17 protein-coding genes and 2 pseudogenes are annotated in these 19,051 nt (G+C 75.6%); 11 read left to right on the forward strand and 8 right to left on the reverse strand.

Translation table 11 applies throughout. The annotated features are described in order from the left end of the window. Positions 1-51: 51 nt before the first annotated feature. From ABEB07_RS01545 to ABEB07_RS01560, 4 genes are all read right to left on the reverse strand, one after another. Positions 52-732, reverse strand: a complete 681-nt coding sequence (locus tag ABEB07_RS01545) for a response regulator transcription factor (protein ID WP_345666667.1) — start codon at positions 730-732, stop codon at positions 52-54. Further along, a complete protein-coding gene (locus ABEB07_RS01550; protein WP_345666668.1) occupies positions 729-2,102 on the reverse strand; it encodes a sensor histidine kinase in 1,374 nt (457 codons plus the stop codon). Before ABEB07_RS01550 ends, ABEB07_RS01545 begins: the two co-directional genes overlap by 4 nt. A 107-nt stretch (positions 2,103-2,209) precedes the next feature. Beyond that, complete coding sequence (gene pspAA / locus ABEB07_RS01555) at positions 2,210-2,488, reverse strand: PspA-associated protein PspAA (protein ID WP_164587951.1); 279 nt, start codon at positions 2,486-2,488, stop codon at positions 2,210-2,212. Positions 2,489-2,521: 33 nt separating this feature from the next. Continuing rightward, positions 2,522-3,313, reverse strand: a complete 792-nt coding sequence (locus ABEB07_RS01560) for a PspA/IM30 family protein (RefSeq protein ID WP_164587950.1) — start codon at positions 3,311-3,313, stop codon at positions 2,522-2,524. Positions 3,314-3,563: 250 nt separating this feature from the next. Between ABEB07_RS01560 and ABEB07_RS01565 the strand changes: the two genes are divergently transcribed. From ABEB07_RS01565 to ABEB07_RS01575, 3 genes are all read left to right on the forward strand, one after another. Further along, a complete protein-coding gene (locus ABEB07_RS01565) occupies positions 3,564-4,193 on the forward strand; it encodes a DUF3043 domain-containing protein (RefSeq protein WP_176148653.1) in 630 nt (209 codons plus the stop codon). Between the two features lie 80 nt (positions 4,194-4,273). Further along, positions 4,274-5,023 (forward strand): methyltransferase domain-containing protein, encoded by a 750-nt coding sequence (locus tag ABEB07_RS01570; RefSeq protein WP_345666682.1) that lies wholly within the window; start codon positions 4,274-4,276, stop codon positions 5,021-5,023. A 162-nt stretch (positions 5,024-5,185) separates the two neighbouring features. Then, entirely contained in the window at positions 5,186-6,319 is a 1,134-nt protein-coding gene (locus ABEB07_RS01575; protein WP_345666669.1) for a S1C family serine protease, read from the forward strand. A gap of 55 nt (positions 6,320-6,374) precedes the next feature. Here the strand turns inward: ABEB07_RS01575 and ABEB07_RS01580 are convergent, their stop codons facing one another. Continuing rightward, entirely contained in the window at positions 6,375-6,593 is a 219-nt protein-coding gene (locus ABEB07_RS01580; protein WP_164587618.1) for a hypothetical protein, read from the reverse strand. A gap of 225 nt (positions 6,594-6,818) precedes the next feature. Here ABEB07_RS01580 and ABEB07_RS01585 point away from each other — a divergent pair, with 225 nt between their 5' ends. Next, the gene (locus ABEB07_RS01585) at positions 6,819-8,021 is read left to right on the forward strand and encodes a bifunctional adenosylcobinamide kinase/adenosylcobinamide-phosphate guanylyltransferase (RefSeq protein WP_345666670.1); all 1,203 of its coding nucleotides are present in this window, start codon (positions 6,819-6,821) and stop codon (positions 8,019-8,021) included. A gap of 51 nt (positions 8,022-8,072) precedes the next feature. Here ABEB07_RS01585 and ABEB07_RS01590 read toward each other — a convergent pair whose 3' ends face one another. Beyond that, the gene (locus ABEB07_RS01590) at positions 8,073-9,155 is read right to left on the reverse strand and encodes a class I SAM-dependent methyltransferase (RefSeq protein WP_345666671.1); all 1,083 of its coding nucleotides are present in this window, start codon (positions 9,153-9,155) and stop codon (positions 8,073-8,075) included. Between the two features lie 178 nt (positions 9,156-9,333). On the opposite strand from ABEB07_RS01590, the gene cobT reads away from it, so the two are divergent. Further along, positions 9,334-10,440, forward strand: coding sequence for a nicotinate-nucleotide--dimethylbenzimidazole phosphoribosyltransferase (gene cobT, locus ABEB07_RS01595; RefSeq protein WP_345666672.1), 1,107 nt, complete (start codon positions 9,334-9,336; stop codon positions 10,438-10,440). Between the two features lie 228 nt (positions 10,441-10,668). Beyond that, a pseudogene (locus ABEB07_RS39140) lies at positions 10,669-10,905 on the forward strand (phosphatidylglycerol lysyltransferase domain-containing protein); the annotation flags it as partial. A 315-nt stretch (positions 10,906-11,220) separates the two neighbouring features. On the opposite strand, the pseudogene ABEB07_RS01605 reads toward ABEB07_RS39140, so the two are convergent. Beyond that, positions 11,221-11,955, reverse strand: a pseudogene (locus tag ABEB07_RS01605) (hypothetical protein); the annotation flags it as partial. A 120-nt stretch (positions 11,956-12,075) separates the two neighbouring features. Between ABEB07_RS01605 and ABEB07_RS01610 the strand changes: the two are divergent. Together ABEB07_RS01610 and ABEB07_RS01615 are read left to right on the forward strand one after the other, a co-directional pair. Then, positions 12,076-12,879 carry an adenosylcobinamide-GDP ribazoletransferase gene (locus ABEB07_RS01610; protein WP_345666674.1) on the forward strand — a complete coding sequence of 268 codons (804 nt, stop codon included), beginning with the start codon at positions 12,076-12,078 and terminating at the stop codon, positions 12,877-12,879. Positions 12,880-13,035: 156 nt separating this feature from the next. Beyond that, complete coding sequence (locus ABEB07_RS01615) at positions 13,036-13,869, forward strand: RDD family protein (RefSeq protein WP_345666675.1); 834 nt, start codon at positions 13,036-13,038, stop codon at positions 13,867-13,869. Here ABEB07_RS01615 and ABEB07_RS01620 read toward each other — a convergent pair. After that, positions 13,829-14,725, reverse strand: coding sequence for an endo alpha-1,4 polygalactosaminidase (locus tag ABEB07_RS01620; RefSeq protein ID WP_345666676.1), 897 nt, complete (start codon positions 14,723-14,725; stop codon positions 13,829-13,831). The two genes, ABEB07_RS01615 and ABEB07_RS01620, sit on opposite strands and share 41 nt — an antisense overlap. Before the next feature lie 279 nt (positions 14,726-15,004). On the opposite strand from ABEB07_RS01620, the gene ABEB07_RS01625 reads away from it, so the two are divergent. From ABEB07_RS01625 to ABEB07_RS01635, 3 genes are all read left to right on the forward strand, one after another. After that, positions 15,005-16,531 (forward strand): leucyl aminopeptidase, encoded by a 1,527-nt coding sequence (locus tag ABEB07_RS01625; protein ID WP_176148660.1) that lies wholly within the window; start codon positions 15,005-15,007, stop codon positions 16,529-16,531. A gap of 396 nt (positions 16,532-16,927) precedes the next feature. Beyond that, positions 16,928-18,316 carry a dihydrolipoyl dehydrogenase gene (lpdA, locus tag ABEB07_RS01630; RefSeq protein ID WP_345666677.1) on the forward strand — a complete coding sequence of 463 codons (1,389 nt, stop codon included), beginning with the start codon at positions 16,928-16,930 and terminating at the stop codon, positions 18,314-18,316. Positions 18,317-18,377: 61 nt separating this feature from the next. Then, positions 18,378-19,051 (forward strand): biotin/lipoyl-containing protein (locus ABEB07_RS01635; RefSeq protein WP_345666678.1); only part of this gene is annotated, 674 nt, incomplete at its 3' end.

A 19,051-nucleotide genomic window follows, 5' to 3' on the forward strand; every position in this document is an offset into this window, starting at 1 on the left:
CGCGGAATCGGGCGGGAGCGGGCGGGGGCGTGCCGGGAGCGGGCGGCGCGCTCAGTCCGCTCTGGGGCGGACCAGTCCGGACTCGTAGGCGATGACCACCAGCTGGGCCCGGTCGCGGGCGCCGAGCTTGGCCATCGCCCGGTTCACATGGGTCTTGACGGTCAGCGGGCTGACCTGGAGGCGCTCGGCGATCTCGTCGTTGGAGTGGCCGCCGGCGACCTGGACCAGGACCTCGCGCTCGCGCACGGTCAGCCCGGCCAGCCGTCCCGCGCGGGCCGGGTCGCGGCCGTCGTCGGCGTCGCCCTGGGCGAGGAAGCGGGCGATCAGCCCCTTGGTGGCGACCGGGGAGAGCAGGGCGTCCCCCTGCGCGGCGATCCGGATCGCGCTGAGCAGTTCCTCCGGTTCGCTGCCCTTGCCGAGGAAGCCGGAGGCGCCCGCGCGCAGCGCCCCCACCACGTAGTCGTCCACCTCGAAGGTGGTCAGGATGACCACCCGGACGTGCACGAGCACCGGGTCGGCGCTGATCAGCCGGGTGGCGGCGAGGCCGTCGGTGCCCGGCATCCGGATGTCCATGAGGACCACGTCGGCGCGCCGCTCCCGGGCCAGGCGCACCGCCTCGGCGCCCTCGGACGCCTCGCCGACCACCTCCATGTCGGGCTCGGAGTCGACGAGCACGCGGAAGGCGCTGCGCAGCAGGGCCTGGTCGTCGGCGAGCAGGACACGGATCGTCATGCGGCATCCCCCGGGGCGGGTGTGCGGGTGCGGGCGCGGCTCTGGGCGCACGCGGGGCCGTGGGCGTGGGTCGTCGCGGGCAGGATCGCATGGACCCGGAAGCCGCCGCCGTAGCGGGGGCCGGTGGTGAGGGCGCCGCCGAGGGCGGTGACCCGCTCGCGCATGCCGAGCAGGCCGTGGCCGCCGGCGGGGGCGGGGTCGTCGGGGTCGTCCCCGGCGGCCGGGTCGCCGTCGGGGCCGTGGCCGCCGTCGGCCACGGCCGCGGTCGCGTCGGCGCCCGGCAGGGGTGCGTAGGCACCGGGCGCGGGGCGGGCGTCGCCGCGCGCGCCGTCGTCCAGGACGGTGATCTCCATGGTGGGTCCGACGCGTACGACGCTGACCTCGGCCCGCGCGCCGGCCCCGGCGTGCTTGTGCACGTTCGTCAGCGCCTCCTGCACGACCCGGAAGGCGGCCAGGTCGACGGCGGCGGGCAGGGTCGTGCCGTCGTCGGCGCGGGCGACCTCGACGTGCAGGCCGGCGCTGCGGAAGGTGCCGACGAGTTCGTCCAGGCGGTCCAGGCCCGGGGCGGGCTCGGTGGGCGCCTCGGGGTCGTCGCTCTGCCGGAGCAGCCCGACGGTGGCGCGCAGTTCGTTCAGCGCGGACCGGCCCGCCTCGCGGACGTGCGCCAGGGCCTCCTTGGCCTGGTCCGGGCGCTTGTCCATGACGTGCGCGGCGACTCCGGCCTGCACGTTGACCAGGGCGATGTGGTGGGCGACGACGTCGTGCAGATCGCGGGCGATGCGCAGCCGCTCCTCGGCGACCCGGCGGCGGGCCTCCTCCTCCCGGGTGCGTTCGGCGCGCTCGGCGCGCTCGCGCATCGCCCGGACGAAGGCGCGGCGGCTGCGGACGGCGTCGCCGCCGGCGGCCGCCATGCCGGTCCAGGCGAAGATGCCGAGGTTCTCCTGCGCGTACCAGGGCAGCGGTCCGGCGAACATGGCCGCGCCGGTCAGCACGAGCATGGTGGCCAGGCCGAGCCGCCAGGTGGTGGTGCGGTCGGTGGTGGCGGCGACGGTGAACAGGGCGACCACGGCCGACATGGCGACGGGGGCGCGCGGGTCGCCGGTGACGCACTCGACCAGCGAGACGGCGCCGGTGACGGCCAGGACGGTGCGCGGGGCGCGGCGGCGGAAGGCGAGCGCCGCGGCGCCGAGGGTCATCAGGACCAGGCTGAGGGGCGCGGGCTCGCGTACGGCCCAGCTGACGCCGTGCGGTCCGCCCGGGCCCACGAAGGAACCGGCCACCATGCACACCAGGACGGCGGTGGCGAGGGCCGCGTCCAGGGCGAAGGGGTGCGCGGCCAGGCGGCAGCGGGCGCGGTCGAGTCGGGTCACGGTCGTCCACCGTACGGGGTCGCCGCGCGGCCCGGGCGTGGTCGGGCCGACGCCGTCGAGGCCCCCGGAGCCCGAGGCGCCGTTCCCCATGCCTCAGGCGGCGTGCCTCACCCCGGGATCAGGCCGTCGTCGCTGAGCAGATCCCGGACCTCCTCCAGGGTGGCGTCCGGGGCGGGGAGGATCAGCTCCGAGGGTTCGAGGGAGTCGTCCGGGAGGGGGTCGCCGAGGGCGCGGACCCGGTCGAGGAGAGCGGTCAGGGTGCGGCGGAAGCCGGGTCCGTCGCCCTTCTCCATCTCGGCCAGGAGTTCGTCGTCCAGCCCGTTCAGCTCGGCGAGGTGGCCGTCGGCCAGCCTCACCTGCCCCTCTCCCATGATCCGTACGATCATGTCGCCCTCCTCGGCGGCGTGGACCCCGTCCGGCTACTGCTTGTCGAAGCGGGGAGCGTCCTGCGGCTGCTGCTGGGGCTGCGCCTGGTTCTGGCCGCCCTCGATGGCCTGCTGCGGGGCGCCGCCGGCCAGCTCGGCCTTCATGCGCTGGAGTTCCAGCTCTACATCCGTACCACCGGAGAGGCGGTCCAGCTCGGCCGCGATGTCGTCCTTGGCCATGCCGCTCGGGTCGTCCAGGGCGCCGGAGGCGAGCAGTTCGTCGATCGCGCCGGCCCGGGCCTGGAGCTGCTGGGTCTTGTCCTCGGCGCGCTGGATGGCCAGGCCGACGTCGCCCATCTCCTCGGAGATGCCGGAGAACGCCTCGCCGATCCGGGTCTGCGCCTGGGCGGCGGTGTAGGTGGCCTTGATGGTCTCCTTGCGGGTCCGGAAGGCGTCCACCTTGGCCTGCAGGCGCTGCGCCGCCAGAGTGAGCTTCTCCTCCTCGCCCTGGAGGGTGGAGTGCTGCGTCTCCAGGTCCGTCACCTGCTGCTGGAGCGCGGCGCGGCGGGACAGGGCCTCGCGGGCAAGGTCCTCACGGCCGAGCGCCAGCGCCTTGCGGCCCTGGTCCTCCAGCTTGGAGGACTGCGACTGCAACTGGTTGAGCTGGAGTTCCAGGCGCTTGCGGCTGGTGGCCACGTCGGCGACGCCGCGCCGCACCTTCTGGAGCAGTTCCAGCTGCTTCTGGTACGAGTAGTCGAGGGTCTCGCGCGGGTCCTCGGCCCGGTCAAGGGCCTTGTTCGCCTTCGCGCGGAAGATCATCCCCATACGCTTCATGACACCGCTCATGGGCTTCGCGCGCCCCCTTCTGACGGACTCCAGCTCACAGCTCTGCGACAGAACCCACAGTACGGGCCCCGCATCCATTACCGCACTGTTCGGTCGCGGATGCGGTCATCCCCAAGGACGACTGCGTACGCCGTCGCTCCGGCCCAGGGAGTAGGTGACTCCCGGGGGCAGGACCGCCGTGCCCGTGCCGTCCCCTGTTCTCCTTAGGACGTCCGGTGTTGCCGGATCGTTCCCGGCCGGACTGTGGTCCATGCGGGTCAAGCCCTTACCCTTGGGATTTGTGTTCCGTAGCCGTGCCAAGGAAGAGAAGGCCCCGGCCGCCGACAAGGCCCCGGTGAGCATCTCCAAGCAGTCCCGTGACCCGCAGGCCCCCAAGGGCCGCCCGACGCCGAAGCGGAGTGAGGCCCAGTCCCAGCGGCGCAGCGTCGCCACCACTCCGACGAACCGCAAGGACGCCGCCAAGCGGCAGCGCGAGGAGCGGCGCGTCGCCATGGACCGCCAGCGCCAGGCGCTGGCCAACGGCGACGAGCGTTACCTCCCGGCCCGTGACAAGGGCCCGGTGCGCCGCTTCGCGCGCGACTTCATCGACTCGCGGTTCAACATCGCGGAGTTCTTCCTGCCGATGGCCGTGGTCATCCTGGTGCTGTCGATGGTGCGGGTGGGCTACCTCCAGCAGGTCGCGCTGCTGCTGTGGCTGGTGGTGATCGTGCTGATCGTGCTGGACTCGGTGCTCAGCGGCTTCCGCCTGAAGAAGCGGCTCGCCGAGCGCTTCCCGGGCCAGGTCACCAAGGGCGCGGTCGCCTACGGCCTGATGCGCTCCCTCCAGATGCGCCGGCTGAGGCTGCCGAAGCCGCAGGTCAAGCGGGGCGAGCGGCCCTGAGCACGACTGCTTTCTCCGGGGGCGCGGCCGATTCCCGGCCGGCCGGGCCGGGCGGGCTGCGCGACGTCGTACGGCAGGAACTGGTCGCCCGGCAACTGGAGGAGCAGATAGCCGGGCGGTTCCCCGTCGGGCAGCGGCTGCGGGTGCTCGACGTCGGGATGGGCCGGGGCGCGCAGGCGCTGCGGCTCGCCCGGGCCGGTCACCAGGTGACCGGTCTGGAGCGCGACGAGACGCTGATCGCCGCGGCGCGTGCGGCGCTGGCCGGTGAACCGGAGGGCATCCGGGCGCGGATGCGGATCGTCGCGGGCGACGGCCGGGACACCGGGGTGCACTTCCTGCCCGGCGGCTTCGACGTCGTGCTGTGCCACGGCGTGCTGATGCACGTCGAGGAGCCGGACGCCCTGCTGGCCGGGCTGGCGCGGATGCTCGCGCCGGGCGGCCTGCTGTCGCTGCTGGTGCGCAACGGCGACGCGCCGGCGCTGCGGCCGGGCCTGTCCGGCGACTGGGCGGGGGCGCTGGCCGCGTTCGACGCGACGGCTCCTCGCCCCCGCCTTCCCCGTGCCCGGACCGACGCGGATGGGGAGACCCATGCCCGGACCGGTCCCGGCGTCCGCGCGGACCGCCTCGCCGATCTGACGGCGACGCTGGCCGGCATCGGGGCGCCGCTGCACTCCTGGTACGGGGTGCGGGTCTTCACGGACACGGCGGCGGACGGCACGGAGCCGCCGGCCGACCTGGAGACCCTGCTGGCCGCCGAGGACCGCGCCGGGCGCACCGACCCGTACCGCGCGGTGGCGGGCCTGCTCCACCTGTGCGGCGTACGGGGCTGAGCCCGCCCGCCCCGCCCGTGCGGCGTACGGGGCTGAGTCCCGCCCGCCCCGCCCGCCCCGCCCCGCCGGCCGGCGCGGCCCGGTACCGGTCCGGTCCGCCCTCGGCGCACGTTCGGGTGAGCTGTGCGGGACGGGGAGCGGGGGCGGCGGCAGACTCGGCTCATGGACGTCTTCCTCGGCCGGGACCGGCGCTCGCGACGGGCCGGTGCGCCGGCCGCCCTGGTGTGCTGTGCCGCGCTGCTGGCCGCGCCGCTGGCCGGGTGCAGCGGCTCGTCGTCGCCCGGTGCGGCGACGGCCTCGGCCCGCGGTGAGGCGACGGCGGGCGCCGGGGACGTCTCCGGGGGCCGGCGGCAGGCGGTCGCCCCGCGCTCGGCGAACGACCTCCAGAGCGACTACCTGCGGGTGATCCGGGACGTGCTGCCGTCGGTGGTGCAGATCCAGGGCAGCAACGACCTGGGGTCCGGGGTGGTGTACGACGACAAGGGCCACATCGTCACCAACGCGCACGTCGTCGGGAACGAGAAGCGGTTCCGGGTGACCACGGCGGGCAGCGAGGAGACGTTCACCGCCACCCTCGTCTCCTCCTACCCGGACCAGGACCTCGCCGTGGTGAAGCTGGACAAGGTGCCGCCGGGGCTGAAGGCGGCCGCGTTCGGCGAGTCGGAGAAGGTCGAGGTCGGCCAGATCGTGCTGGCCATGGGCTCGCCGCTGGGCCTGTCCTCCAGCGTGACGCAGGGCATCGTCTCGGCGACCGGCCGCACGGTCAGCGAGGGCAGCAGCGGCGGCGGCACGGGGGCGACGATCGCCAACATGGTGCAGACCTCGGCCGCGATCAACCCGGGCAACAGCGGGGGCGCGCTGGTGAACCTGGACGGCCAGGTCGTCGGCATCCCGACGCTGGCGGCCACCGATCCGCAGCTCGGCGGCAGCGCCGCCCCCGGCATCGGCTTCGCGATCCCGGCGTCGATGGTGAGCACGATCGCCGGGCAGATCGTGAAGTACGGCAAGGTCGTGGACTCCGGCCGGGCCGCGCTCGGCATCACCGGCCGCACGGTCGTCGACGCCGACTACCAGCCCGCCGGGGTCGCCGTGGCCGAGGTCAAGGCGGGCGGCGCCGCGGACAAGGCGGGCATCCGGCCGGGCGACATCATCACCCGGGTGGGCGACGCGCGGATCACGACGATCACCTCGCTGTCCGAGGCGCTGGCCGCGGACCGCCCCGGCGGACGGACCAAGGTGACCTTCTCCCGCGACGGCCAGGAGCACACGGTGGACGTGACGCTGGGCGAGCAGTGAGGCACCGTCCGTCGAGCGGCGGGGGCGAGGGGGCGGGCCGCCCCCTCGCCCGTCCTCAGGCCTGGGCGCCGTCGGCGTGCAGGCTCATCGGGCCGTAGATCTCCGCCGCGTCCTCGAACAGCCGGACCTGGTCCGCGCCGCCGTCGGCGAGGGCCTTCCAGTTCTCGCCGATCCAGGACTCGGCGTCGCCCTGCGTGGTGAACTCCTCCGGCTGCACCGCGGGCTGGACCTCCGTCCCGTCGGCCGTCTCGAACCGCCACGTCCATGCCGCCATGTACGCCTCCCTGAGATGAACACCCTGCACAGCGGTAGCCGGATCTTGGTCCGGCTCCTGCCCGCAGCCTAGTGCCGCGGGTCTTTCCGGTCGCGGCACAGGCCCGGTCCCCGGACTTCTGCCCCGCTCCGCGACGCCGCGCACCCCTCGGGGCGGACGGCGGAAATTTCGCGACAGGCCCGGCCGGGTGCGCGGGACCGGCGGCGACCCGCGAAAATCAGGTCCGTGGACGTGACTCTGCTCGGCACCGGCGCCCCCGCGGGCCTGCCCCGCCCCCACTGCCCCTGCGCGGCCTGTGCGACGGCGCTCGGCGCCGACGCGCGGGCGGCGACCTCGCTGCTGGTGGACGGGGCGCTGCTGCTGGACCTGACCCCGGGCGCGGCCCTGGCGGCGGCGCGCGCCGGGGCCTCCCTCGGCCAGGTGGCCCAGGTGCTGCTGACCCACCCGCACGACGGGCCCGCCGTGGAGGCGCCGGCCGGGCTGCCGCAGCCGGGCCGGGTGCCGGACGGGCGCGAGCTGGCGCTGCTGTCGGGGCACCGGGTGCGGGCGGTGGCGATGGACGCGCCGGGCACCGGGTACGCGGTGACCGCGCCGGACGGGCTGCGGCTTCTGTACCTGCCGCCGGGCGGCGCGCCCGCGGGTCTGGAGGAGGACTCGGCTCAGTCGTACGACATGGTGCTCGCGGACGTGGTGGGCCGGCCGGACGCGCTGGCGAAGCTGCGGGCGGTCGGTTCGGTGGGCCCGGCCACGGACATCGTCGCGGTGCACCTGGACCACGACGTGCCGCCGGGTGCGGAGCTGCGCAGGCGGCTGGCGGCGGCGGGCGCGCGGGCGGTGCCGGACGGCACGACGCTGGCGGTCGGCGGGTACGAGGAGGTGCCGGACGTGCCCCGGCGCACGCTGGTGCTCGGCGGGGCGCGCTCGGGCAAGTCGGTGGAGGCGGAGCGGCGGCTGGAGTCCTTCCCCGGCGTCCTGTACGTGGCGACCGGCGGGACCCGGGGCGGGGACACCGAGTGGGCGTCGCGGGTGGCCACGCACCGCGAGCGGCGGCCGGGCTCGTGGCGTACGGCGGAGACCTGCGACCTGGCGCCCCTGCTGGCCGAGGACGGTCCGCCGCTGCTCGTGGACTGCCTGTCGCTGTGGCTGACCGACGCGATGGACGCCGTCGGCGCGTGGGACGACGCGGTGTGGGCGGACGGCGGCGAGCGGGCGCTGCGCGAGCGGACGGCGGCGCTGACGGCCGCCGTCCGGGCCACCTCCCGCACCGTGGTCGCCGTCTCCAACGAGGTCGGCTCCGGCATCGTCCCGGCCACCGCCTCCGGCCGCCGCTACCGCGACGAACTCGGCCGCCTGAACGCGGCGTTCGCCGCCGAGTGCGAGCAGGTGCTGCTGGTGGTGGCGGGCCAGGCGCTGGTGCTGCGCGGCTGAGCCGCCGGGCCGCGTGGCCCGGGGGCACGGGGCAGCCGGTGGGGCGCGGGGTCAGGCGGCGTCCTTGCGGACCACGACGCGGTAGGCGTTGGACAGGCCGGGGGTGCGGCGCAGCAGCGGGGACAGGATCAGGTCGACGACGGCCACCGCGTCCACCAGCAGGCCCGTCGCGGCGGCCAGGACGGCGCGCACGGCGCGGTGCGCGGCGGAGGGCGGGGTGCGCCGCCAGGGCGCGTCGGGGGCGGGCAGCAGGCGGGCGAGGAGCAGGGCGAGGGCGGCGGACAGGTCGTTGGGGGTGTGCGGGGTGCGGCGGTCGACGACGAGGACCGTGCAGCCGGCCGACTCCAGTTCCGCGCGCAGGTTGGCGAGCGGCAGCAGGTGCAGATGGCGGGGCTGGCCGTGCGGCAGCCACCACTTGCCCAGCAGCCGGGCGAACACGCTGCGCGGATCGGGCAGTTCGACCAGCAGATGGCCGCCGGGGCGCAGCGCGGCGAGCGCGCCGCGCAGTTCGGCGCGCGGGTCGGGGGCGTGCGCCAGGTGGTGGAAGACGCTGACCACGTCGTAGCGGCCGCGCAGCCGTGCGGCGAGGTGCGGGTCGGCCAGGTGGCCGATGTGCGCCTCCTCGATCCGCCCGGCCTCGCGGGCCCGCTCCACCCGCTCGGTCGGGTCGAGGCCGTCGAAGGCGGTGTACGGGAACACCTCCCGCGCGGCCGCCGGGAAGTGGGCGTGGCCGGTGCCCACGTCGAGCCAGCTCTCCGGTTCGCCCACGTCGGCCAGCAGGCGGGCGTCGCCGCGGTGCCGGCGGCGGCCGCGGCGGTCGGCGAGCACCGGGTCGGGCAGGCCGTCGGGGTCGCTCTCGTCGTGGTCGCGGTGGTAGAAGGCCAGGCCGGCCGGGGTGAGCCGGGGGTTCTGGAAGGCGTGCCCGCAGTCCCGGCACTGGTCGAGGGCGAAGACCCCCGGTTTTCGTTGCAGCAGGTCCGGCGCGCGCAGCCGGGTGCGCAGCCGCGCCGATCCGCACCACGGGCAGTCCTCGCGGCGCGGTTCGCTGAACCGGTCGGTGCCCTGGGCGAGTTCGGCGGCGTACGCGATGCGGCGCGGGTCGTAGATCCGCGGGGCGTACGGCAGGGGCGGCATGGGCGGCTCCCGGGGCGTCGGGGTCGTACGGCGGCGGGGCCGGCGGCGGCCCGGTCGCTGCCGACATTTCATGGCAAAGGGAACGTAGGGGATCGCGCGCGCGAGGGGAAAGAGGCTGACCGGGTGTGGCGGTGACGCAGCTCCGCCGGGTGCGGCCGGGGCCGGTACTGTTCGGCGAATGAGCTCGCTGAATCTCGACGACTTCACCGATCTGATCGAGCGCCCCGACGGCGGTGTGCGCCGTGCCGCCGAGGAGCGCCGGGAGCGCCGGGTCGTGCCGCCCGGCGCGCTGGGCCGCCTGGACGACCTGGGCGAGTGGCTGGCCGCGGCCCAGGGCACGGTGCCGGTGCGGCCGGTGGAGCGGCCGCGGGTCGTGCTGTTCGCCGGCGACCACGGCGTGGCGGAACTGGGCGTCTCAGCGCGGCCGGCGGGCGGCGCCGGGCAGCTGGTGCGGGCGGTGCTGGAGGGCGGCCGGCCGGTGTCCGTGCTGGCCCGGCGGCTCGGGGCGCCGGTGCGGGTGGTCGACATGGCCCTGGACTGCGCGCCCGAGACGCTGCCCGCCGACGTCGTACGCCACCGGGTGCGGCGCGGCAGCGGACGGGTCGACATCGAGGACGCGCTGACCCTGGACGAGGCGGAGGCCGCCTTCCGGGCCGGGATGGCGGTGGCCGACGAGGAGGCCGACTCCGGTACGGATCTGGTCGTGCTCGGCGATGTGAGCGTGGGCGGCACGACGCCGGCCGCCGTGCTGGTGGCGGCGCTGTGCGGGACGGACGCGTCGGTGGTGACCGGGCGCGGCGGCGAGCCGATCGACGATCTGGCGTGGATGCGCAAGTGCGCCGCGATCCGGGACGCGCTGCGCCGGGCGCGGCCGGTGCTGGGCGACCAGTTGCAGCTGCTGGCGACCGTGGGCGGGGCCGACCTCGCGGCGATGACCGGCTTCCTGCTCCAGTGCGCGGTGCGCAAGCTGCCGGTGGTGCTGGACGGGGTGGTCTCGGCCGCGTGCGCGCTGGTGGGCCAGCGGGTGGCGTTCCGGGCGCCGGACTGGTGGCTGGCGGGTCAGGCGAGCGGGGAGCCGGGCCAGGCCAAGGCGCTGGACCGGATGGCGCTGGAGCCGCTGCTCGACCACGGGCTGACGGTGGGTGAGGGCGCGGGCGCGCTGCTGGCCCTGCCGCTGGTGCAGGCCGCGGCGGCACTGGCGGCGGAGCTGCCGGAGCGGCCCGAGCGGTCGGGTGAGGCCGCCGGGGAGGAGACGGAGCCCGAGGCGGCCGACACCGGGAGCTGAGCCGGCGGGCGGGGCGCGCGGCGCCTACCGCGCGCCGGGGACGGCGAGGGGCCGCCGGAGCGGGAAAAGAGCGGTTCGCCAGGTTCATTCGCGGTGGGTGAGCGGCGGACCCCGGACCGCGCCGCCGGTACGGCCGTACCGGCGGTCGGCGGTGCGGTCTCGCGGCGGGCCGCCGCGTTCGCCGTCTGGTACCTGCGGGCCGTCGCGGCCGTCAACTTCCTCGGCGCGGTGCGGGTCTGGCTCGGCCAGGACGTACGGCGGCACAACTCGCGCTGGTTCCAGATCGAGTCGCTGTACCGGGCCAACGCCAAGTACCGGCCCGCCTGGGAGCCGCGGTTCCTGCTCTTCGAGAAGAGCGCCGACCTGCCGCGCATCGCCCTCGCCTCGGCCCGCGCGGAAGGCTTCCTGGAGGCTCCGGGCCTGCCGAAGTGGCTGCACCGGCGGCAGCTGGGGACGCGGGGGTGAGGACGCGGGGGCGGCGGGACGCGCGGGGACGGGGACGCGCGGGTGGGGGCCGGTCCGGCCGGCTCACTCCGGATCCCGGTGCGACCGGGCCGCCGGCCTGTGCGCCTTGCCCGACGCGGGGCCGGAGTCGTGGGCGGGGCCCGCGTCCGACGGACCGGGCGATCCGGCGGGGGCCGCCCCCGGCAGGCCGGACGAGGGCACGTCCGGCAGCCCGGCCGCGGGCGCGTCCAGCCCGGTCGAGGGCGCGTCCAGCTCGGCAGGGGGCGGTCCCGGCAGCTGGGACCGGGGCGCGTCCGGCAGCTCGGGGCGGGCCGGGGGGTCCGGTTTGCCGGCGATCCAGTCCTCGACGGCGCGGCGGGGAGCCCCCCAGCGGCGGTCGTGGCGGTCGGCGCGGCGGTCGGCGCGGGCCTGGGCGCGGGGGCGGCGGGCGTAGAAGCGTCTGGCCCAGTACGAGTCGGGTCGGGCCAGACGGACGGCGCCGACCAGGGCGACCAGCGGGACGATCACGCCGAACACGGCCAGCCGCAGCTTGCCCTTGCCGAGGGCCACCAGGGAGAACAGGAAGTTCACGGCCACGGTGGACAGGATCGTGCCGCGGTCCTGGAGCTCGTCCGGGGACACGTCGTTGACGCCGAACGGCGAGAAGCCGGCCAGCACCAGGCCGACCAGGGCCGCGGTGAGGACGACGGCCTCGACGCTCTTGCGGCCGGCCTCGCTCCAGTAGACGTCGTCCAGGTGCAGCAGCAGCGCGAACTCGTCCAGCACCAGACCCGCGCCCACCCCGAAGACCACCGCGAAGGCCGCCGCGCCGAACCCGTGCCGGCCGCTGGCCACCGCGCCGAAGCCGCCGAGGACGCTGAGCACCACCCCGGGCACCACGTGGTGGATGTGCACGCCGCCCGCCCGCACGTTGCCGAACGGCCCCTTCCCGGCCCGGATCAGCCGGGTGATGACCCGGGTGACGAGGAAGGTCACGACGAAGGCGCCGAGGGCGAGGAGCAGCGGCAGTTTGCCCGGTTCCACGATGTTGCGGTACAGCCAGTGCCCCATGCAGTCAGTCTGCCCCGGCCACCGCCGCCCCGCCCGCCCGTGGGCGCCGCCCCGCCCGTCGCCGCGCCGCCGCCCCGCCCGCCCGCCGGGGGGCGCGCGGGGCTCCCGTAGGCTGCCCGCGTGTCCGACCCCTCCCCCGCTCCCGCCCTCACCCCGGCCGTGCCCGGTCTGCGGTTCGCCTTCGGGACGCTGACCGTCCTGCCGGTCCGGGTGAGCCGCTGGGACCGGGCGGCGGCCCGGGCCGGCATGCTGTGCGCGCCGCTGGCCGGGCTCGTGGTCGGCGCGGCGGCCGCCGCCCCGGGCCTGGCCCTGCTGGGGTGCGGCGCCGGTCCGCTGCTCGCCGCCGTCGCCTCCGCCGCCGTGCCCGCCGTGCTGACCCGCGGTCTGCATCTGGACGGCCTGGCCGACACCGCCGACGGGCTCGGCAGCGGCAAGCCCGCCGAGGACGCGCTGCGGATCATGAAGCAGTCCGACATCGGCCCGTTCGGCGTCATCGCCCTGGTCCTCGTCCTGCTCGCCCAGGTGGCCGCCCTGACCCAGGCCTACGGCCACTCCTGGGCCCGCGGCGCCCTGGCCGCCGTCGTCTCGGCGGCCGTCGCCCGGCTCGCCCTGACCCTGGCCGCGCGCACCGGGGTGCCGGCCGCCCGGCCCGAGGGGCTGGGGGCGGCGGTGGCGGGCGTGGTCCCGGTGGCCGGCGCGCTCGGCGCGGCCCTCGCGCTCACCCTGGCGGCGGCCGCCGCGGGGGCGGTCCTCGGGACGCGGACCGGGCTGCTGGCCGCCGGGGCGGTGCTCGCCGCGCTCGGCGCGGCGGAACTCCTCCTCGGCCACTGCACGCGCCGCTTCGGCGGCGTCACCGGCGACGTGTTCGGCGCGCTCGCCGAGACGGCGGCCACCACGGCGCTGGTCGTCCTGGCCCTGTCCTGAAACGGCCCCCACCGCCCACCGCGGGGCCGGGGCCCGCACTGTCACCGGGCGGAAACGATCCGCTCCGCACGCTGGGCCGGTCCGCGTCGCGTCGCTAGGGTGATGGCGAACAGACACGCGATCGGGGGGACGTCCGTGCCGAAGTTACGTCGTGCCGTGGCCTGGTTCATCGATTTCGCGCTGGTGGCCGCGGCCGCCTCGCTGCTCGCCCTACTCACCTTCCACCGCATATCCGCGCTGGTCACCGACGTGCCCGACCTCGCCGCCCGCAGCGGCTTCGACCTGCTCTCCTCGCGCGGCGACGTGCTCGGCTCCTCGGAGCAGTTCGGTCTGTCGCTGTGGAACAAGACGGTGCTGTACGTCGAGGAGGCGTTCGGGCTGCTGGTGCTGGCGACCTTCCTCTACCAGTGGGCGTGCCTCGCCCTGCTGGGGCGGACGGTCGGCAAGGGGCTGCTCGGACTGCGGGTCGGCCCGGCCGGCGCGGTTCCCTCCGGGCGGGCGCGCCGGGCCGCGCTGCGGGCCGCCGTGACCACCGCGGCCGACGTCGCCGTCTACGCCGTGGCCTGCGTGCTGCTGATCGAGGGTCACGTCGTCCTGTCGGTGCTGGTGTGGCTGGCGGCGGTGGCGGTCTTCCTGCTCAACGCCCTGCCGGTCCTGCTGCCGGCCCGGCGGTCGCTGGCCGACCGGCTGGCGGGCACCGCGGTCACCGGCCTGGGCCTGCGCCCGGCCCCGGGCGTCGCGCCGGCCCCGGACCACGGCGCCTCCGCCGCCGTCCCGTACTACGACACCCCGGGGATTCCGGCGGCCCCGGAGTACGGCCCCCCGGCGATTCCGGGATACGGCGCCCCGACGGCTCCCGGGTACGCCGCGCCGGCTGCTCCGGGTTACGGCGCGCCGGGCTACGCGCCGCCCGCCGCGCCCGGCTACGGCGCCCCCGCCGCCCCCGGCCTCAACACGCCCGGCGCCACGCCCCCAACTCGTACTTCTTGAGCAGCGAGCTGAGCCGCAGCCGGCGCGAGGCGGCGCAGAACTTGCCGGTGGGCAGCTCGTACTCGACGTGGAACACCGCCTTGCCGGCCGCGACGAACGGCTTGAGCCGCTCGCACTCGCCGTACTGGGCGCACTGCTCGTTGACCGCGAAGTCGAAGTCGCCCACCAGCCGCGGGATCTGGTCCAGGTCGTTCTTCAGGCCGACCGACATGCCCCGTTCGTGCGCCAGCCGGGCGACGAGGCGGTTGTAGCGCAGCTGGTCGGCGGCGGTCAGCGGGAAGCCGGTGCGGTTGCGGTAGCCGTCCATGTTGTCCGGCTCCACCGCGTCGAAGCCCTTGGCGCGGCACATGTCGAGGCGGGCCGCCATCAGCGGCTCCAGCACGTCGGTGCGGCGGATGTCGAACCAGCGCTCGCCCTTCCAGCCGTTGCCCTCGCCGAGCACCGCCTTCGGGAACTTCGCCGCGTCCGGCCGGAAGTCCTCCCAGGCGCCGGTGGAGACGTAGCAGATCACCTTGCGGCCGGCGCGGTGCAGCGTCGAGACGGTGGCCGCGGTGTGGTCGAAGCCGTCGATGTCGTAGACCGCCGCGTCGACGGAGGTGTCGAGCCGGCCGCTGAGCTGCCACTGCCAGGTGACGCCGGGGCGCGGCAGCCAGCGGCCGGCGGCGGACGCCGAGGCGGCGGGCGGTTCGGCGCCGCCGGGACGGTCGTCGGAGCCGGAGCCGGAGCCGGAACTTGAGCCTGAGCCGCCGGAGCAGCTGGCGAGCAGCAGGAGCAGGCCGACGAGGGCGGCGAGAGCGGCGAGCGGGGCCCGGCGGACGGTCCGGGCCGGGACGGGGGGATGCGTGGGGACGTACACCCGACGATCATCGCCGATCAGTGTGCCGCCCGGCGCCGGTCGGCCCCGCCGGGCGCCCCGCCGCGGCCGTGCGGGGACCGCCGCACGACGCGGGTGCCGCCCGCGGCCGGAGGACCGCGGGGACCGCCGGAGGCGGCAACGCGCGTAGGCTCGTGCCGGGTGTTTGCCCGCCCGGGTGGAGACCGCACCGCAGGAGGGATCTAGGGTCGGTCGTCGGGCCCGGTCGACCCCACCCGCTTTCGGCCACTCCATCTCACAGGGAAGCGAGATTTCACCACCGTGACTGCTCTCACTCTCAGCACCGCCGCGGTGCCCGGCCTGCGGGCCGACGCGATCGTCGTCGGTGTCGCCAAGGGCACCAACGGCCCGGTCGTCGCACCGGGCGCCGAGGCCGTCGACGCGGCGTACGACGGCGGGCTCGCCGACGTCCTGGAGACCCTCGGCGCCTCCGGCGGCGAGGGCGAGGTGACGAAGGTGCCCGCGCCCTCCGGTTTCAAGGCCCCGCTCATCCTGGCGGTGGGTCTGGGCGCGGCGGCCGAGAAGGGCGCCGGTTACGGCGCCGAGGCGCTGCGCCGGGCCGCCGGCGTGGCCGCCCGGGCCCTCGTCGGGGCGAAGAAGGCCGCCTTCGCGCTGCCGCTCGCCGACGCCGCCGACGCCGGCGCGGTCGGCGAGGGCGCGCTGCTCGGCGCGTACTCCTTCGACGCCTACAAGGAGAACGGCAAGGACGCCAAGGGCCGCGGCGGCAAGGCGCCGCTCGCCGACGTCGTGCTGCTCGGCGGCAAGCCCCGCGACCGCGCCTACAAGGCGGCCGTGGAGCGCGCCGCCGCGGTCGGCGAGGAGCTGAACCGCGCCCGCGACCTGATCAACATGCCGCCCAACGACCTCACCCCGGCCGCCTTCGCCGCCCTCGCGCAGGACGCGGCCAAGCTGCACGGCCTGAAGATCCAGGTGCTCGACGAGAAGGCGCTCACCAAGGGCGGCTACGGCGGCATCCTCGGCGTCGGCTCCGGCTCGGCGGCCACCCCGCGTCTGGTGAAGCTGTCGTACACCAGCTCCAAGGCGAAGAAGCACCTGGCGCTGGTCGGCAAGGGCATCACCTACGACTCGGGCGGCATCTCGCTCAAGCCGGCCGGCCACAACGAGACGATGAAGTGCGACATGAGCGGCGCCGCCGCCGTGTTCGCGACCGTCGTCGCCGCCGCCCGCCTGGGCCTGGAGGTCAACGTCACCGGCTGGCTGGCGCTGGCCGAGAACATGCCCTCCGGTACCGCCGTGCGCCCCGGTGACGTGCTGCGCATGTTCAGCGGGAAGACGGTGGAGGTGCTCAACACCGACGCCGAGGGCCGGCTGGTGCTGGCGGACGCGCTGTGGGCCGCCTCGCAGGAGAAGCCGGACGCGATCGTGGACGTCGCGACCCTGACCGGCGCGATGATGCTGGCGCTGGGCAGCCGCACCTTCGGCATCATGGCCAACGACGAGGCGTTCCGCGGCGCGATCCACGAGGCCGCGGCGGAGGCCGGCGAGGAGTCCTGGCCGATGCCGCTGCCCGAGCACCTGCGCAAGGGCATGGACTCCCAGGTCGCCGACATCGCCAACATGGGCGAGCGGATGGGCGGCGGCCTGGTGGCCGGTCTGTTCCTGCGCGAGTTCGTCGGCGAGGGCATCACCTGGGCGCACCTGGACATCGCCGGTCCGGCGTTCAACGAGGGCGGGCCGTTCGGCTACACCCCCAAGGGCGGTACGGGCTCCGCGGTGCGGACGCTGGTGCGGCTTGCCGAGCTGGCGGCCGCGGGGGAACTGAGCTGAGCCGGGTTCCGGTGAGCTGAGCCGGGTTCCGGGTCCGCCCAGGAGCTCGGGTCCGTCCGTCGTCGGGCGGGTGCGGGGGCGTAGGGGGCTGGTCGCGCAGTTCCCCGCGCCCCTTCCCGGTCGCGCTGGTCGCGCCCGCGCGGCGGAGCCGCACATCGACACAGCCCCGCGCCCCTTCCCGGTCGCGCCCCTTCCGCGTCCCTTTCGGGGCGCTTTCCGCGTGGAGTGGGGTGTCTCACACCCCGGCCCCGCGTCTCGTAGGCCCCCGACAAGTGCGAAGATGGGCGTCGGCAGGACAGGGCCCCCACCAAAGGGCCGAAGAACGAGCGGCCGGACACCAGCCGCCTGCCGGTCAGCGAAGACCGGCGTACGGCGCACATGCATGGAGGACGTGACGTGGCGAACGACGCCAGCACCGTTTTCGACCTAGTGATCCTCGGCGGCGGCAGCGGTGGTTACGCCGCGGCCCTGCGCGGGGCGCAGCTGGGCCTGGACGTCGCCCTGATCGAGAAGGACAAGGTCGGCGGTACCTGCCTGCACAAGGGGTGCATCCCCACCAAGGCCCTGCTGCACGCGGGCGAGATCGCCGACCAGGCCCGCGAGAGCGAGCAGTTCGGCGTCAAGGCCACCTTCGAGGGCATCGACGTCCCGGCCGTCCAGAAGTACAAGGACGACGTGATCTCGGGCCTGTACAAGGGCCTTCAGGGGCTCATCGCCTCCCGCAAGGTGACGTACATCGAGGGTGAGGGCCGGCTGTCCTCCCCGACCTCCGTCGACGTGAACGGGCAGCGGATCCAGGGCCGCCACGTCCTCCTGGCGACCGGCTCCGTGCCGAAGTCCCTGCCGGGCCTCCAGATCGACGGCAACCGCATCATCTCCTCGGACCACGCGCTGGTCCTGGACCGCGTGCCCGAGTCCGCGATCATCCTGGGCGGCGGCGTCATCGGCGTCGAGTTCGCCTCCGCCTGGAAGTCCTTCGGCGCCGACGTCACGGTCGTCGAGGGCCTCAAGCACCTGGTCCCGGTCGAGGACGAGAACTCCTCGAAGCTGCTGGAGCGCGCCTTCCGCAAGCGCGGCATCAAGTTCAGCCTGGGCACCTTCTTCCAGAAGGCCGAGTACACCGAGAACGGCGTCAAGGTCACCCTCGCCGACGGCAAGGAGTTCGAGGCCGAGGTCCTGCTCGTCGCCGTCGGCCGCGGCCCGGTCTCCCAAGGCCTGGGCTACGAGGAGGCCGGGGTCGCCATGGACCGCGGCTACGTCCTGGTCGACGAGTACATGCGCACCAACGTCGAGACGATCTCCGCCGTCGGCGACCTGGTCCCGACCCTCCAGCTCGCGCACGTCGGCTTCGCCGAGGGCATCCTGGTGGCGGAGCGCCTGGCCGGCCTGAAGGTCGTCCCGGTCGACTACGACGGCGTCCCGCGCGTGACGTACTGCCACCCGGAGGTCGCCTCCGTCGGCATCACCGAGGCCAAGGCCAAGGAGATCTACGGCGCGGACAAGGTCGTCGCCCTGAAGTACAACCTGGCGGGCAACGGCAAGAGCAAGATCCTGAAGACCGCGGGCGAGATCAAGCTCGTCCAGGTCAAGGACGGTGCCGTGGTCGGCGTCCACATGGTGGGCGACCGCATGGGCGAGCAGGTCGGCGAGGCGCAGCTGATCTACAACTGGGAGGCGCTGCCGGCCGAGGTGGCCCAGCTCATCCACGCCCACCCGACGCAGAACGAGGCGCTCGGCGAGGCGCACCTGGCGCTGGCCGGCAAGCCGCTGCACTCCCACGACTGACGCCCTCAGTCATCGGGCGCGACGACACAGACTTCCGCACTTCTAAGGAGCAACCGAAACCATGCCGGTTTCCGTAACCCTTCCCGCGCTCGGTGAGAGCGTCACCGAGGGCACTGTCACCCGCTGGCTGAAGGCCGAGGGCGAGCGCGTCGAGGCCGACGAGCCGCTGCTCGAGGTCTCGACCGACAAGGTCGACACCGAGATCCCCTCGCCCGCCGCCGGTGTGCTGGCCTCCATCAAGGTCGCCGAGGACGAGACCGTCGAGGTCGGCGCCGAGCTGGCCGTGATCGACGACGGCACCGGGGCGCCCGCCGAGGCCCCCGCCGCCGAGCAGGCCCCGGCCGCCGAGCAGGCTCCGGCCGAGGCCGCCCCGGCCCCGACCGAGACGGCCGCCCCGGCCGCCCAGACCCCGGCCGCGCCCGCCACCGAGCAGGCCGCCCCCGCCCCGGCGCCCACCGCCGAGGCCGCTTCCGGCGGCGCGTCCGCCGAGGGCACGGACGTGGTCCTGCCCGCGCTCGGCGAGTCCGTCACCGAGGGCACCGTCACCCGCTGGCTGAAGTCGGTCGGCGACTCCGTCGAGGCCGACGAGCCGCTGCTCGAGGTCTCCACGGACAAGGTCGACACCGAGATCCCGGCGCCCACCTCGGGTGTGCTGCTGGAGATCGTGGTCGGCGAGGACGAGACGGCCGAGGTCGGCGCCAAGCTCGCCGTCATCGGCGCCCCGGGCGCCGCTCC

It is taken from the genome of Streptomyces similanensis (assembly GCF_039543625.1).
In the GTDB taxonomy this organism is placed as follows: Bacteria; Actinomycetota; Actinomycetes; order Streptomycetales; family Streptomycetaceae; genus Streptomyces; species Streptomyces similanensis.